Source organism: Alcanivorax sp. IL2, assembly GCF_047495475.1.
Classification (GTDB): Bacteria; Pseudomonadota; Gammaproteobacteria; order Pseudomonadales; family Alcanivoracaceae; genus Alcanivorax.
Genome location: NZ_CP179932.1, coordinates 1,861,707 through 1,876,636 on the forward strand (window position 1 = coordinate 1,861,707; position 14,930 = coordinate 1,876,636).

The window sequence follows — 14,930 nt, forward strand, 5'->3', positions numbered from 1 at the left end:
TCAACATGAAAGCCTTACTGGAACTGTCCAACGTGGGCATGCAATTCGATACCCCGAAGGGCAGCTTTGAAGCCCTGAAGGATGTGAATCTGAAAATTGCCGACGGTGAGTTCGTGTCCCTGATCGGTCACTCCGGCTGCGGGAAATCCACGGTGCTCAATATCGTCGCCGGCCTGCTGCACTCCACCGACGGCGGGGTGATTCTGGACAAGCAGGAAGTCACCGAACCCGGCCCGGAGCGGGCCGTGGTGTTCCAGAACCATTCGCTGCTGCCCTGGCTTACGTCGTTTGAAAACGTGGAGCTTGCGGTGAAGCAGGTCTTCAAGAAGACCAAGAGCCGGGCGGAAATTCGCGACTGGGTGGAGCACAACCTGGAGCTGGTGCACATGGCCCATGCCATGCACAAGAAGCCGGATGAAATTTCCGGTGGCATGAAGCAGCGCGTGGGCATCGCTCGGGCCCTGGCCATGCAGCCCCAGGTGTTGCTGATGGACGAACCCTTCGGGGCGCTGGATGCCCTGACCCGGGCCCACCTGCAGGATTCGTTGATGGAGATCCATGCTCAGCTGGGCACCACGGTGATCATGATTACCCACGATGTGGACGAGGCGGTGTTGCTGTCAGACCGCATTGTGATGATGACCAATGGGCCGTCCGCCACCATCGGCGAGATTCTGGATGTGAAGGTGCCGCGTCCACGGGACCGCCTGGCCCTGGCCGACGATCCCACCTTCGTCCGTTGTCGTCAGCAGGTGCTGCAATTCCTGTACGAGAAACAGCGCAAGGTGGAGCCGCTGCCCAAGCGTACTGACGCTGAGACTGGCGCCGTGCGAAAACGGGCCTGATAACCGTTCATGACTGATTTGATTCGCCTGCTTTTTCGCACACGGAAAAGCGGGCAGGGGGAAGGTGTGCCTGATTTCAGCACATCACTGTTTTTTATTTTGGGACGTTACATCGAGGAAATGACCATGAAATATTCTGCCATTGCTGCCGGCGTTATCCTTTCCACGCTCGGCTTTTCGGGGACGGCTCACGCCGAAGACGATGCGTTTATCACTGCGTTGAAAGAGGGCAAGCCGCTACTGAATCTGCGCTTGCGCCATGAGGAAGTGGATAGCGACGGTGCCGCGGAAGACGCCCAGGCACTCACCCTGCGCACCCGGCTGGGCTATCAAAGCGGCACGCTGCACGGTTTTGATGTGTTGGGGGAGTTTGAAGACACCCGCATTGTTGGAAAAGTCGATAACTTTGCACCGCACATGACGGGTTACCCGGTGATTGCCGATCCGGAAGTCACCGAGCTGAACCGGGCGGCGGTACGCTATACCGGTAGCGATGCCCTCGACGGCCTGGTGGCCACCTATGGCCGCCAGCGCATCATTTACGATAACGCCCGCTTCGTCGGCAACGTGGGCTGGCGCCAGGACGAGCAGACCTTTGATGGCGCCAAGTTGGATTACGGGACCGGTGATTTTTCTTTCTCAACGGCCTATCTCACCCAGGTAAACGGCATTACGCCCAAGTTCGATGCCAATGTGTCCAATACCCTGTTTAACGCCAGCTGGGCGGGAATGCCAGGGGGATCACTCACCGCCTACGGCTACCTGCTGGAAACCGATAACGTGCCCGATTCCGATAACGACACCTACGGCCTGCGGTATGCCGGTGCCTTCGATTTGGATGCCGTAAAGCTGCTTCTCACCCTGGAAGGCGCCCAGCAAGAGGTGGAAGCCGGCGATACCGAGTACTACTTCGCCGAAGTGGGCGCAGAAATGGCCGGGGTCACCGTGAAAATGGCGCAGGAAGTGCTGGGCTCTGATGACGGCCAGATTGCTTTCCAGACGCCGCTGGCCACCAAGCACGCCTTCAACGGCTGGGCGGACCAGTTCCTGGTCACCCCGGCGGATGGTCTGAAAGACAGCTTTGTCAGTGTCGGCACCAAACTGGCCGGGTTCAAGCTGGCGGCGGTGTATCACGACTTCCAGGCCGAAGAAGGCAGCAGTGACTACGGCACGGAAACCAACCTGCTGGTGGCACGGCCCATCGGCAAGCACTACGTGGTGGGCCTGAAATACGCCGACTACAACGCCGATGATTTCGGTGCCGATACACAAAAACTGTGGGCCTGGGCCGAACTGAAGCTCTGACCAATACAGCGCCGTTTTAGCGCCGCAGAGTGCACTGTCATGGTGCGCTTTGCGGGTGCTGTTGTGGTGAATAAGGAATAGCAAACAAAAACAGCGAGTTAAACCACCCATGACTGGCACAACCGTTGCAAACCACTCCAGTAACACTCAATCCCTGGATGCTTCCGACACTATGGCCCTGAAAATCATGCTGGTGGATGACCAGCCACCGCGCGCCGCCATTCTGGAACGTGCCCTGATCGACGAAGGGCACGAGATCCTCTGTCGCCTGACCAGTGCCGCGGGGCTGGCGGAGAAGGTGCATTCCAGTAACCCGGATGTGGTGATTGTGGACATGGACGCGCCGGACCGGGACACCCTGGAAAGCATGGCACTGGTGCAGCGGGATATGCCGCGGCCCATGGTCATGTTCTGCAACCAGGACGATGAGGATCTGATCGTGGCGGCCCTGCGTGCCGGCGTCAGTGCCTATGTGGCCGGGGAAACCGATCTGGCCCGGGTGCGTGGCGTGATGCGCGTGGCCACCGCCCGTTTCCGGGAATACCAGGCACTGCGCGAAGAGCTGGAACAGACCCGCGAAGCGCTGGCGGAACGCAAGATCATCGAGCGGGCCAAGGGCCTGCTGATGCAACGCCGCCGCCTCAATGAGCAGGATGCCTACAGCACCCTGCGGCGCCAGGCCATGAATACCGGTCAGCCATTAATCCAGGTGGCCAGATCAGTGCTGGATTATGCCGAGATGCTGAAAGCGCAGGGGTGATGGAATTGGCCAGCTTTCCCTGTGGGAGTGATGGTTCCATCGCGAATTATCTTGCCCTTGTCGGTTGAGAGTCGCGGTCGCACCCGCAGGGCATAGCAAACGACTGGCCCCACAAAAAACGGAGCGAGCATGAGAAGAGTGAGCCCATTGAAAAAATCACGCAGCCTGATCGAGGCACCCAGCAAAAAAGTATGGCGTGCTACACCGGCTGAAGGTGTTCAGGTGGTCAAGCGTCAGGCATCCAGCGTTCGTCGTCAGCCCCTTGCGGAGCCAACCCCATGAAAATCCGTATCGGCTATATGCCGCTCACCGACAGCTTGCCGTTAGTTGTGGCCCAGGAAGCGGGCTACTTCGCGGCGGAAGGGTTGGATGTGGAGCTGCAGCCGGAGTGGAGCTGGGCCAGCCTGCGTGATCGTTTGCTGGTGGGCCAGCTCGATGCAGCCCCCATGCTGGCGCCCATGATGATGGCCACGTCGCTGGGGCTGGGGTGTATCAAGAAACCCCTGGCCACGGCATTCTCCATGGGGCTGAACGGCAACGGTATTACCGTGTCACCCATGTTGTTTCAGGGGCTGTGTGCCTTGTCTGAAGGGCCCACGCCCAACGACATGGCCAGTGCCATGAACAAGCTGGTGGCGGCCCGTGCCAGTAGTGGCGAGTCGCCGCTGGTGCTGGCGGTGGTGTTTCCGTTTTCCTGTCATGCCTATCAATTACGTCACTGGCTGAGCGTCGCCGGGCTGGATCCGGACCACGATGTGAAGCTGGTGGTGTTGCCGCCCTCGCAGATGGTAGATCACCTGCGCATGGGGCATATCGATGGTTTCTGTGTGGGCGAACCCTGGAACAGTCTGGCGGCGTTAACCGGCGCCGGGCACTGCATTCTTTCCGGTTACCAGATCTGGGAAAACGCACCGGAAAAAGTGCTGGCGGTGTCCCGTGACTGGGTGGCCCGTAATCCCGGGCCTCATCGCGCCATGTTGCGGGCACTCTATAAGGCCGCTCGCCATGCCGACGAGCATTTGCTGGAGAGCCTGTCGCTACTGGCGCATCCGGCCTGGCTGGATGTGCCGGCGGAAATCATTCGCGCACCGTTCAGCCAGCGCCTGCCCGGTGGCTTGACCGGACAACCGTTTCCGGCCCATCACTTCCATGTGTTCGCCGGTTTCCACGCCAATTTCCCCTGGCGATCTGACGCCCGTTTCCTGCTGGAAGAAATGCAGCGTTGGCGTCAGTGCAGCCTGGAAGAAACCCAGACCTTTGCTGCCCAATGCTACCGCACCGACCTGTTCCGCGACGCCCTGGCGGACCTCACCAGCCTGCCATTGATGGACAGCAAACCGGACGAGCGCCACGCAGGCCACTGGCAGTTACCCGGCGAACCCAAGCCGGTAGAGCTGGGGCCGGACCGGTTGTTGAAAGTGATTGAAGCGGAGGAGGGGGCGGCCGAATAGAACCCGCCCCGTTGGAGCTTTGCTCGCAAAGCGAAGGCGTTTGGTTTGGCACTGAGCCAGCTTCTTGCCTTTCGCCTTGCGAGCAAGGCTCCAACGGGGGCGTTGGTTTCGGTTTCGTTAGAGGATGTTTAACCCGCTTCGCGCAGCTGCTTGGCCGCATCCACCATGTTGGCCAACGCGCCCTGGGTTTCTTCCCACTTGCGGGTTTTCAGGCCGCAGTCCGGGTTGACCCACAGCCGTTCCTTCGGCAGTCGCTCGCCGGCTTTTTCCATCAGTTGCACCATCCAGCCCACATCCGGTTCATTGGGGGAGTGGATGTCGTACACGCCCGGGCCAATGTCGTTGGGGTACTGGAAATCCCGGAAGGCATCCAGCAGCTCCATGTTGGAGCGGGACGTTTCGATGGTGATCACGTCTGCATCCAGAGCGGCGATGGCCTCGATGATGTCGTTGAACTCCGAGTAACACATATGGGTGTGGATCTGGGTGTCGTCGGCCACGCCCACGGTGGCCAGGCGGAAACAGTCCACGGCCCAGTCCAGGTACTGGCCCCAGTCTGCCTTGCGCAGCGGCAGGCCTTCGCGCAGGGCGGGTTCGTCAATCTGGATCACCTTGATGCCGGCGGTTTCCAGGTCCTGCACTTCATCGCGCAGGGCCAGGGCGATCTGGCGACAGGTATCGGCGCGAGGCTGGTCATCGCGCACGAAAGACCACTGCAAAATGGTCACCGGCCCGGTGAGCATGCCTTTTACCGGTTTGTCGGTGAGTGACTGGGCGTATTGCGCCCAGGCCACGGTCATCGCTTCGGGGCGTTGCACGTCGCCGAAGATGATCGGCGGTTTCACACAGCGCGAGCCATAGCTCTGCACCCAGCCGAAGCGGGTGAAGACAAAACCATCCAGCAGTTCACCGAAGTATTCCACCATGTCGTTGCGTTCGGCTTCGCCGTGCACCAGCACATCCAGTTCCACCTCTTCCTGGTAACGAATGCAGCGGGCAATTTCCTGCTTCATCTGCTCGTTGTAGGTGGCGTCGTCCAGGCGACCGGTTTTCCAGTCGCGGCGGGCGGTGCGGATCTCCCGGGTCTGCGGGAAGGAGCCGATGGTGGTGGTGGGGAAGGCGGGCAATTGCAGCGACTTCTGTTGTTTGGCAATGCGTTCGGCAAAGGGGCTGTGGCGGTCGCGGGATATCTCGCCAGCGGCGGCCAGCCGTTTGGCGACTACCGGGTTATGAATGCGGTTGGACAAGCTGCGAGCCTGCAGGGCTTCGCGCTGACGCTGCAAGCCGGCATTGACGCTGCTGTCGCCATCGAGCGCGCCGCCCAGCAGGGCCAGCTCCTGCAGTTTTTGTTTGGCGAAGCTCAGCCAGCTTTTCAGTTCGCTATCCAGCTTGTCTTCCTGATCCAGATCCACCGGGCTGTGCAGCAGGGAACAGGAGGGCGCCAGCCACAGGCGATCGCCCAGTTCGTTGCGCAGGGAAATCAGCGCATCCAGAGCGGCATCCAGATCTGTGCGCCAGATATTGCGGCCATTGATGTAACCCAGCGACAGCACCTTGTCACCCAGTCGCGGCACCACCTGACCAAGATCATCGTTGCCGCGCACCCGGTCCAGGTGCAGGCCATCCACGGGCAGTTCCAGGGCGGTGAAGAGATTGTTTTCCAGGCCACCGAAGTAGGTGGCCAGCAGCAACTTGCAGTCACTGGCGGCGGCGAGCTGGTCGTAGACACGCAGGTAGCTGCGCTGCCAGCTGTCGGGCAGGTCCAGCACCAGGATCGGTTCATCGATCTGTACCCATTCCACGCCCTGATCCGCAAACCGCTGCAGGATCTGGCGGTACACGGGGATCAGGCTGTCCAGCAGGGCCAGCTTGCTGCTGTCGTCGGCGCCATCAAAGCTGTCGCCCTTGCTCAGGTACAGATAGGTGAGTGGGCCGGGGATCACTGGCTTGGGGGCGTGGCCTTGGGCTTTGGCGTCTTCTACCTGATCGAACAGGCTTTCCCGGGCAATGCGGAAGGTCTGGTCTGCCGCCAGTTCCGGCACGATGTAGTGGTAGTTGGTATCAAACCACTTGGTCATTTCACAGGCTGCCGCCGGCGTGCCGGTGGGGGCACGACCACGGGCCATGCGGAACAGGGTGTCCAGGCTGACCGGTTCGTCGTTGTTCTGCTGGAAGCGGTTTGGCACCACGCCCAACAGGCAGGAAAATTCCAGAATCTGGTCATACCAGGCGAAATCGCCCACCGGCACCAGATCCAGGCCGGCATCGGCCTGCAGCGTCCAGTGCCGTTCACGCAGGCTCTTGCCCACATGCTCCAGCTCGCTCTGTTGCAGATCGCCGGCCCAGTAGGCTTCCTGTGCCTGTTTCAGTTCCCGGCGTGCGCCGATACGGGGAAATCCCAGGTTGTGCAGGGTGGTCATGATGACATCCTTGGTTTGCTTGTACGCAACAGGTCTGCACGAGGACACACCGGAGTGAGTCCACGTGCAGACATCGATGGGGCTATTGTGTGCGCGATGCCACTTGAGGCAAAATCAAATATCTAATTATGAATATGAGATATTCTCATGCTGGAAGTGCGACACCTGACCACCCTGCTGGCCATCGAAGAGGCCGGTTCTCTGATGGAAGCGGCGGAACGCCTTCATGTGACCCAGTCTGCGCTGTCTCATCAGCTCAAGGATCTGGAGGGGAGGCTCGGTGCGGCCTTGTTGGTCCGGCGCACGCGACCGGTGCGATTCACGACTGCCGGTTTGCGGGTATTGGCCCTGGCGCGGGAGGTGTTGCCGAGAGTGCAGCAAACTGAAAGGGAGCTGAAACGGCTGGCAGCTGGCCAGACCGGGCGCCTGCACATCGCCATTGAGTGCCACTCCTGCTTCCAGTGGCTGATGCCGGCCCTGGATGCGTTCCGTGAACACTGGCCGGAGGTGGAGCTGGATCTGTCTGCGGCGTTCAGCTTTGCGCCCTTACCGGCGCTGGTGCGTGGTGATCTGGACATGGTGATCACCTCTGACCCGGTGGAAAACGAGGCGGTGAAATACCTGCCCCTGTTCCGCTACGAGCTGGTGCTGGCGGTGTCGCGGCAGTCGCCGCTGGCGGCAAGCAAGTGGATTGAACCGGAAGATATTACCGACCAGACCCTGATTACCTACCCGGTGGAGCGGGAGCGGCTGGACGTGTTCACCGCCTTCCTCAACCCGGCCAACGCGGAACCCGCCGCCATCCGCACCGCCGAGCTCACCCCCATGACCGCACAACTGGTGGCGGCGGGCCGTGGCGTGGCCGCGTTACCGAACTGGGCTCTCACCGAATACACCGAGCACGACCTGCTGAAAACCGTGCGGCTGGGTGAGAAGGGCGTCTGGCGCACGCTGTATGCGGCCGTGCGGGTGGAGGATGATCACACCCCGTACATGCAGGAATTCTGGGAAACCGCCAAGGAATTGTGTTTCAAGACATTGAGCGGTGTGCGGGCGGTGAAAGGCAGTTAACCCTTTCCTGTAGGAGCTATGCTTGCATGGCGAACACGGCGTAAAGGAGGCTCGCCATGCAAGCATAGCTCCTACAACTGTTTCTGTAGGCCGGGTTGGTTAATAGTGAACAGTGAATAGTGAATAGTTAATAGCGAAAACATAAAACCTGAAGGTGCTGGCAGGCCTACATTAGAAACGTTCGGCCCGGAGTGGTTCGCGAAGTGAATAACGTCGCTGGCGGCCCAATTTTCCTCAGGTTTGGTTGCTGTGGTTTGCAGGTGGCAATGTCATCCATTGAGTAAGAGACAAGATCAACGTGGCCGCCAGCAGTAGTAGTGACATGGGCTGCTGAAACTCAGGATGTCCGGCCAGGAAAAAACCGCTGTGAATCGCCACCGTCAGTAGTCCCAAGCCAGCCAGGAACTGATGGCAAAGGCGTTGATGGGGGCTGTGTGTGGCGACTTGCAGGAAGGCCAGTAATACCAGGGCGATGATGGGAAGGTTCAGTATCAGGTTGAGTTGGTTGCCGCCGGGTAAGTGGAAGAGGTTCCATTCGTTCCAGTAGGCGGCATCGATCTGATGGGTGAGCAGGACGGTGCTGTTGAGCAGGAAAAGGCTCTGGGGCAGGTCGGGTTTCATGGCATGTCTCCAGTGTCACTGCCATGAAACCCGTTATGGTTGGGTAACGCCATTACCTCTCAGGTAAGGGTTTATTCGCCGTCGCGAAACTGTACCTGCAAGCCTGCCAGGAAATTGCGCAGGATCTGGTCTTTGCATTCCCGGTAATGCTTGTGGCCGGGCTTGCGGAAGAAGGCGCTCAGTTCGTGTTTGCTCATGCGGAAGTTGGCCAGCTCCAGCACAGCCAGCACATCCTCGGCCTGCAGGTTCAGTGCGATTTTCAGCTTCATGAAAATCATGTTGTTGGTCAGGCGGGATTCGGGTTCCGGTTGTGGGCCGGGCTTTTTGCCGCGCAGGGCATTGATCAGGCCGTTGAGAAAAATGGCCAGGGTGCGATCGTTGCACTTCTGGAAGGCCGGATCGTCATCTTTTTTCAGCCAGTCGCTGATCTGTTCCCGGGTCACGGTTTCGCCGGCTTCGGCGAAGACGCCGATCATGCGGTTATCGTCAAAGTCGAAGATATAGCGAGCGCGGCGCAGAACGTCATTATTGAGCATGGAAAACCTGTAGTGAGCGACAAGAGAGGGCGTGGCCGCCATGTTACAGGGAACCGGTAACCGGGACACGCCCCTATTGTGTCGCTTCAGAGGGGCCGGGCTTACGGGCTGAAGATTTTCAGCCCGATAATGCCGGCCAGAATCAGCCCCAGGCACAGCAAACGCGGCGCGTTGACGGCATCCTGGAACAGCACAATCCCCAGCAGCACGGTGCCGATGGTGCCCATGCCGGTCCACACCGCGTAGGTGGTGCCCACGGGCAGGGTCTGCATGGCTTTGGCCAATAGCCAGAAGCTGGCGGCCATGCCGATGACGGTTAACAGGGAAGGAAGCGGGCGGGTGAAGCCGTGGCTGGCTTTCAGCCCCAGTGCCCAGCCGGATTCGAGAATGCCTGCGAGAATAACCAGTACCCATGCCATGAGAAACTCCTGCATGGGGTCGTCCCCTGGCAGGCTTTTCAACAGCCTGCCCGTGGATGCCGTGATCGAGGTCGTCCTCGGGCACCGGATTGGTGATTGTATCAAGCCCTTGGAAGTGGGCAAGGAAGGAAAAGTTCCCCTGAGCGGTCAGTGGGTGGCTACCCGGGCAATCCATTTTTTGGTGGGTGTCTGGAACAGGTGCTGGCTGTGGCTTTGGCATTTCTTCAGCAAGCGCTTTTCCCGCCCGTGAATGGCGTCCAGCGTATGGGTCAGGTCCTTCTTTTTCTCGATGGCGTGGCTGTGTGTCAGCACATGTTCGCGGAGCATGTGCAGGTCGTGGAGTTTGCCCAGGGTCTTGCCCAGGCGCTCCAGGTCCGCATCGTGGCACGGTGTGTGGATGTGCTGATCGGCCAGGGCCTGCTGCTGATAGAGCAGATATTTCACCCACTTGCGCAGGTCATGCCAGGGCTCTGGATCGCTGCCGCCCTGGGCCTTGATGGTGCGATTGCGGCACTGCTTGTAGGTGCGCGCCAGACCACTGACCAGCAACTCATGGTCGCTGATGCTCAGTGCCAGTGACTGCCAATATTGCTGGTCCTGGGCGAAGGCGGTGATGGCTTCCTGATGGTGGAGGGTTTCCGGCTGCGGGTCCGGGTCGCTGAACAGTGTGCTTGCCACCCGGCTCAGGGAGTGTCGCTGAGGTTTGTCGGCTTTGCTGGCCAGTTTCTGCAAGGTGGCGGCCATGACGTGGTTGTCCCGGGCGCCGGCCAGCAGCCGGGCGGCACTGCGGATGCCATGATCAAAGGTGCGATGGTCGTCGCGGCTTAGCCAGGGCCGCAGCAGTTGCCACTGTGCACGCAGCCGTTTCACGGCCACCCGGCAGTCATGCACGGCGTTGGCGGGCAGGGGCTGATGCTGCAGATCCGCCAGTGCCTGCTCATTGATGTGGATGGCCTGCTGGCATAGCCGTGCAACCAGCGTGTTCTCGTCCATGGTTCCCTCCGTCCTCCTCCTGAGTCTGTCGGGACATTATGACTACGTCGTGATGTCCTGGGGCAATCTGCGAATTCACTCGTTGTCGCGTTGACGGTTTTCTTCCACCCAGTAGAGCTGCTTGTGCCCCAGGTTTTCATAGTGCTGGCGGGCCTGTTCTGCTGCCTGGCGACTCGGGTAGTCAGCCACTCTCGCCCGGATGCCGTTATCGTCCTGGCGCCAGAGGGTAAAGCGGTGCTCAGTCATCGGCCCACTGGTTGAAGGGCGTGCTGCTCAGCGCGCTGTTGTAATAGCGGGGATCACCGGTGACTTCTTCGCCCAGCCAGTCGGGTTTGTCGAAGGGGGTGTCTTCACTGGGCAGCTCGATTTCAGCGACGATCAGGCCATCGTTATCACCATGAAATACATCAATTTCCCAGCACAGCTCGCCCTGGGGCAGGCGGTAACGGGTCTTGTCGATGACGCCGGCGTTGCACAGCTCATCCAGCATTTGCCGGGCATCTTCCTCAGGCACCGGGTATTCGAATTCACTGCGGGTGGCGCCCACGGTTTTACCCTTGATGGTCAGCCAGCCGGTGGTGCCGGCAATGCGAACGCGTACGGTGGCGTTCTTGTCGTGGCTGAGATAGCCCTGAGTCAGTCGCTCGCCGGCCAGTGAATCCACGATGCCTGCGTCCCTGATGAGAAACTTGCGCTCAATTTCCTGTGCCATGGCTGCCGTCCAGTCCCAGTTGATCGAAGGTGATGGCAAAGCCCAGGGTTTCATAGCCGTCGAGAATCTCGGCGGGCAGGTAGAACGCCGGGTCGTCCATCACGAAGTAGTGTGACACGCCGATACCGAAACGGTAGTCCGGCTCCAGTGTCTGTAGCTGCGGGGCCAGGCGCTTGAGCTTGTAGAGCAGTTTCTCGAAATGGTCCCGGTGGCTGGCGGTGTGATCCAGCTGGCTGGACAGGATCCAGCGATTTTCCCGGCGGCGGGCTTCGGGGAAGGCCTCGCTGAAGGTTTCGCCTTCATGCCAGTAGTCGTCGGCACTTTGTCCTAGCAGCAGATCCAGTTGGCGGGGATCATGGTCAAAGCCGAACACCGCAAAATAGACATGGTGTTCCATGGATCACTGTTCCGGTTGCAGGTCGCGGTTACGTTGCAGCTCGTCCACCGGAAAGCCCTTGTTCTCGGCCAGCTGCAGCAAAGCTTGATATTGATCATCCGGCAGTGTTGGGGTGCGTGCCAGAATCCACAGGTATTCCCGGCTCGGTTCGCCGATCACCACGGTCTGGTAGTCCTGATCCAGGGCGATGATCCAGTAATTGCCCTCGGTGATGGTGGGCAACAGCCGGGAGATCCAGCTGTCGAAACGCACCTTGAGTTTGGCGTTGTCGGAGCCGGGGACCACCCGGGCGGTGCCTTCCGCCTCGCTGGGTTCCTTGCCTTCTCGCTGGCAACGGTTCACCACGCGTACGGTGTCGTCCTCATTGAGGGAGTAGCTGGCGGTGGAATTGTAGCAGCCGCGCTGGAACCACTGGGGCAGCCGGGCGATTTCATACCAGGTACCGCTGTAGCGTTCCAGGTCCACCTGGTCGACGGTGGCCAGGGGTTTATCTGCGCCGCAGGCGCTGAGCAGGCCGGCAAGCAGCAGGGCAAAAAATCCCGGTATCAGGCGCATGGAGATTTCCTCTTATTAGGTAGAGTGACAGGCTAGCCTGAATCAAGCCTGACATGAATGGGCATGCTATACTGCCGCGCTGTTCCATGGAGGCAATTTTGTCCGATTCATCCACCAGACTGGAGCTTGTGCAACTGGGCTGCGAGCGCGACGATCGCATGCTGTTCAGTGGCCTGAGCCTGACCGCCCGCGCCGGGGAAATCTGGCAGATTACCGGTGCCAATGGCGCCGGCAAGACCACCCTGTTGCGGATTCTGGTGGGGCTGCATGGTTTCTTCGAGGGCGAGCGCCGCTGGTGGAAGCCCCAGTGGCAGCAGGACCTGCTGTATCTGGGACATCAGCCCGGTGTCCGCGAAGAGCTCAATCCGCTGGAAAACCTGCGCTACGCCTGCGCCCTTAGTGATCAGGCCGGCGACCCCATGGCGGCCCTGGCTGCGGTGGGGTTGCGGGGCTTCGAGGATGTGCCGGCAGCGCATCTGTCCGCGGGGCAGAAACGGCGCGTTGCCCTGGCGCGGTTGTGGCTGGAGCGCAAAGCGGTGTGGGTGCTGGACGAGCCCTACACCGCCATCGATCAGGATGGCGTGGCGCAACTGGACGCGCAGATGCAGCAGGCCGCCGAGGCCGGCTCCCTGGTGATTTATACCTCTCACCACCGGGTTGGCGAGGGGGTGCAGCGTCTGCATCTGGAGAATGGCCGTGCCGAGGTGCTGTCATGAATGCCTTTCGTGCAGCGCTGGGTCGGGAATTGCTGGTGCTGTGGCGTAGCCCGGCGGAGATCATCAATCCGCTGTTTTTCTTCGTCATGGTGATCAGCCTGTTTCCGCTGGCAATCTCTCCGAAACCGGAATTGCTGGCCACAGTGGCACCGGGCGTACTCTGGGTGGCGGCCCTGTTGGCAGTGATGCTGTCGCTGGATGGTCTGTTCCGCCGGGACCAGGAAAGCGGTGTGCTGGACATGCTGCTTACCGCGCCGGTGATGCCGGTGGTGCCGGTGCTGGCCAAATTGCTGGCCCACTGGCTGCTGACCGGTCTGCCGCTGGTGCTGATTTCGCCGCTGTTGGGGCACATGCTGCAGCTGCCGGATGCGGCCCTGGGGACAGTGATGTTGAGCCTGCTGCTGGGCACCCCGGCGCTGACCATAGTCGGTGCCATTGGCGCGGCGCTCACGGTGGGGCTCAACCGAGGTGGTATCCTGCTCGCCGTGCTGGTGCTGCCGCTGTATATCCCGGTGCTGATTTTTGGCGCCGGGGCGGTGAGTGCGGCGGCCGGTGGCGCCAATGTGGATGGCATTCTGGCGATTCTGGGTGCCTTGCTGGCATTAACGATCAGTCTGGGACCGCTGGCGGTGAGCGCCGGTCTCAAAATCAGTTCGGGTAATTAAATGGTTTGGCAAACATTGAAGCGCTGGTACCACATGCTGGGGTCACCGCGTTATTTCTACACCTTCAGCTCCCGGGTATTGCCCTGGCTGGTGCCCATTGCCGTGCTGACACTGGCTGCCGGCCTGGTGTGGGGGCTGGCGTTTGCCCCCAGTGATTACCAACAGGGCAACAGCTACCGGATCATCTTTATCCATGTGCCCGCATCCAGCGGTGCGCTGATGGGCTACATGGCCCTGGGCGTGTCCGGCCTGGTGGCGGTGGTCTGGCGCATGAAGATGGCGGAAGTGATGCTCAAGGCTATCGCCCCCTTCGGTGCGGCGCTGGCGGCCATTTCCCTGGTCACCGGCGCCCTGTGGGGAAAGCCCACCTGGGGCACCTATTGGCAGTGGGATGCGCGCATGACTTCCATGCTGATCCTGCTGTTCATGTATGTGGGGGTGATTGCCCTGCAGGCGGTGATCCGTGATCCTCGCCAGGCCGCTCGTGCCGCTGGCCTGCTGGCCATGGTGGGAGTGATCAATGTGGTGATCGTTAAATATTCCGTGGAATGGGTGCAGACCCTGCATCAGGGTTCCACCCTGAAGATGTTCGGGGAATCCACCATCGATCCGGCCATGAAGTATCCGCTGCTGTTGAGCATGTTGGGGCTGTGGTTGCTGTATGCGGTCAATGTGTTGCTGCGTGCGCGCACCGAAGTCATCTGGCGGGAACGACGCAGCAAGTGGGTGAACAAACTGGTGAAGGAGGACAATCGCTGATGGCTTTTGAAAGCTTTGCCGACTTCCTGGCCATGGGAAAACACGGGTTTTATGTCTGGAGCGCCTATGGAGTCAGCGCGCTTCTGATTATCGCCAACATGGCGTTGGCGATTCGCGCTCAGGGACAGGTGCGTCAACGTCTGGCACGGCAACAGCGCCGTGACACTCTGGGAGATTCTGAACAATGAACGCCGTACGCAAGCAGCGACTGATCCTGGTGATTTCGATTCTGGTGGGCCTGGCCATCGCCTGCGGGCTGATGTTTTACGCCCTGCGCCAGAACATCAATCTGTTCTTCACTCCCCAGCAGGTGATGGCCGGTGAGGCCCCGCTGGATACCCAGATGCGCGTGGGCGGCCTGGTGGAAGAGGGCAGTGTGGTACGCGACCAGCAGACCCTGGACGTGCAGTTCGTGCTCACCGACGGCAAGGGCAGCTTTACCGTGCACTACCAGGGCATCCTGCCGGACCTGTTCCGCGAAGGGCAGGGCATCGTCGCCAATGGCACCCTGATCAGCACCAACCGTTTTGAAGCCGAGGAAGTGCTGGCCAAGCACGATGAAACCTACATGCCACCGGAAGTGCAGGATGCGCTGGAAAAGGCCGGGCATCCGGGGGCGAAGGCAGTTAACAGTGAATAGTTAACAGTGAACAGTTCGCGAGTGGGCCTGGTCCTGCTTTGCAAGATGAGAGGCCGCGCCCATGC

General features: G+C 60.4%; 19 protein-coding genes. 10 read left to right on the plus strand and 9 right to left on the minus strand.

The features are described 5' to 3' along the window. Window positions 1-5 precede the first annotated feature (5 nt). The 4 genes from ACMG4N_RS08705 to ACMG4N_RS08720 all read left to right on the plus strand — a co-directional run bounded on the left by ACMG4N_RS08705 (window position 6) and on the right by ACMG4N_RS08720 (window position 4,361). The gene (locus ACMG4N_RS08705) at window positions 6-845 is read left to right on the plus strand and encodes an ABC transporter ATP-binding protein (protein WP_297766641.1); all 840 of its coding nucleotides are present in this window, start codon (window positions 6-8) and stop codon (window positions 843-845) included. A 126-nt stretch (window positions 846-971) separates the two neighbouring features. Then, window positions 972-2,150 (plus strand): alginate export family protein, encoded by a 1,179-nt coding sequence (locus ACMG4N_RS08710; RefSeq protein ID WP_297766643.1) that lies wholly within the window; start codon window positions 972-974, stop codon window positions 2,148-2,150. A 109-nt stretch (window positions 2,151-2,259) separates the two neighbouring features. After that, window positions 2,260-2,910: an ANTAR domain-containing response regulator gene (locus ACMG4N_RS08715; protein WP_297766644.1), complete on the plus strand. Its 651-nt coding sequence runs from the start codon at window positions 2,260-2,262 to the stop codon at window positions 2,908-2,910. A gap of 278 nt (window positions 2,911-3,188) precedes the next feature. After that, window positions 3,189-4,361 carry a CmpA/NrtA family ABC transporter substrate-binding protein gene (locus ACMG4N_RS08720; protein WP_297766645.1) on the plus strand — a complete coding sequence of 391 codons (1,173 nt, stop codon included), beginning with the start codon at window positions 3,189-3,191 and terminating at the stop codon, window positions 4,359-4,361. 128 nt (window positions 4,362-4,489) lie between these two features. Here the strand turns inward: ACMG4N_RS08720 and metE are convergent, their stop codons facing one another. Further along, window positions 4,490-6,781, minus strand: a complete 2,292-nt coding sequence (metE, locus tag ACMG4N_RS08725) for a 5-methyltetrahydropteroyltriglutamate--homocysteine S-methyltransferase (protein ID WP_297766647.1) — start codon at window positions 6,779-6,781, stop codon at window positions 4,490-4,492. 147 nt (window positions 6,782-6,928) lie between these two features. Here metE and ACMG4N_RS08730 point away from each other — a divergent pair, with 147 nt between their 5' ends. Beyond that, a complete protein-coding gene (locus ACMG4N_RS08730; RefSeq protein WP_297766648.1) occupies window positions 6,929-7,852 on the plus strand; it encodes a LysR family transcriptional regulator in 924 nt (307 codons plus the stop codon). Between the two features lie 234 nt (window positions 7,853-8,086). Here ACMG4N_RS08730 and ACMG4N_RS08735 read toward each other — a convergent pair whose 3' ends face one another. The 8 genes from ACMG4N_RS08735 to ACMG4N_RS08770 form a co-directional block, all read right to left on the minus strand. Beyond that, a complete protein-coding gene (locus ACMG4N_RS08735) occupies window positions 8,087-8,473 on the minus strand; it encodes a DUF6713 family protein (protein ID WP_297766649.1) in 387 nt (128 codons plus the stop codon). Window positions 8,474-8,544: 71 nt separating this feature from the next. Beyond that, window positions 8,545-9,009, minus strand: a complete 465-nt coding sequence (locus ACMG4N_RS08740) for a DUF1456 family protein (protein ID WP_035246765.1) — start codon at window positions 9,007-9,009, stop codon at window positions 8,545-8,547. Window positions 9,010-9,110: 101 nt separating this feature from the next. Further along, window positions 9,111-9,428 (minus strand): DMT family transporter, encoded by a 318-nt coding sequence (locus tag ACMG4N_RS08745; RefSeq protein ID WP_297766652.1) that lies wholly within the window; start codon window positions 9,426-9,428, stop codon window positions 9,111-9,113. Between the two features lie 147 nt (window positions 9,429-9,575). Continuing rightward, window positions 9,576-10,421 (minus strand): CHAD domain-containing protein, encoded by an 846-nt coding sequence (locus tag ACMG4N_RS08750; protein ID WP_414431282.1) that lies wholly within the window; start codon window positions 10,419-10,421, stop codon window positions 9,576-9,578. A 75-nt stretch (window positions 10,422-10,496) separates the two neighbouring features. After that, entirely contained in the window at window positions 10,497-10,667 is a 171-nt protein-coding gene (locus ACMG4N_RS08755; protein WP_297766654.1) for a hypothetical protein, read from the minus strand. Beyond that, window positions 10,660-11,133, minus strand: a complete 474-nt coding sequence (locus ACMG4N_RS08760) for a CYTH domain-containing protein (protein WP_414431284.1) — start codon at window positions 11,131-11,133, stop codon at window positions 10,660-10,662. The genes ACMG4N_RS08755 and ACMG4N_RS08760 overlap by 8 nt, the downstream gene beginning before the upstream one ends. Then, on the minus strand, window positions 11,117-11,530 hold the full coding sequence (locus ACMG4N_RS08765; protein WP_297766657.1) for a DUF4279 domain-containing protein: 414 nt from the start codon (window positions 11,528-11,530) through the stop codon (window positions 11,117-11,119). Before ACMG4N_RS08765 ends, ACMG4N_RS08760 begins: the two co-directional genes overlap by 17 nt. Before the next feature lie 3 nt (window positions 11,531-11,533). Continuing rightward, window positions 11,534-12,085 carry a lipocalin family protein gene (locus ACMG4N_RS08770; protein WP_297766658.1) on the minus strand — a complete coding sequence of 184 codons (552 nt, stop codon included), beginning with the start codon at window positions 12,083-12,085 and terminating at the stop codon, window positions 11,534-11,536. Window positions 12,086-12,171: 86 nt separating this feature from the next. On the opposite strand from ACMG4N_RS08770, the gene ccmA reads away from it, so the two are divergent. From ccmA to ccmE, 5 genes are read left to right on the plus strand one after another with little or no spacing between them, the layout of a single operon-like run. Next, entirely contained in the window at window positions 12,172-12,801 is a 630-nt protein-coding gene (ccmA, locus tag ACMG4N_RS08775) for a cytochrome c biogenesis heme-transporting ATPase CcmA (RefSeq protein ID WP_414431286.1), read from the plus strand. Then, the gene (gene ccmB, locus ACMG4N_RS08780) at window positions 12,798-13,466 is read left to right on the plus strand and encodes a heme exporter protein CcmB (protein ID WP_035246779.1); all 669 of its coding nucleotides are present in this window, start codon (window positions 12,798-12,800) and stop codon (window positions 13,464-13,466) included. The genes ccmA and ccmB overlap by 4 nt, the downstream gene beginning before the upstream one ends. Next, a complete protein-coding gene (gene ccmC / locus ACMG4N_RS08785; RefSeq protein WP_297766661.1) occupies window positions 13,467-14,225 on the plus strand; it encodes a heme ABC transporter permease CcmC in 759 nt (252 codons plus the stop codon). It abuts the gene before it with no gap. Beyond that, window positions 14,225-14,413, plus strand: coding sequence for a heme exporter protein CcmD (gene ccmD / locus ACMG4N_RS08790; RefSeq protein ID WP_035246784.1), 189 nt, complete (start codon window positions 14,225-14,227; stop codon window positions 14,411-14,413). The genes ccmC and ccmD overlap by 1 nt, the downstream gene beginning before the upstream one ends. Beyond that, window positions 14,410-14,865 (plus strand): cytochrome c maturation protein CcmE, encoded by a 456-nt coding sequence (gene ccmE / locus ACMG4N_RS08795; RefSeq protein WP_297766664.1) that lies wholly within the window; start codon window positions 14,410-14,412, stop codon window positions 14,863-14,865. The genes ccmD and ccmE overlap by 4 nt, the downstream gene beginning before the upstream one ends. Window positions 14,866-14,930 lie beyond the last annotated feature (65 nt).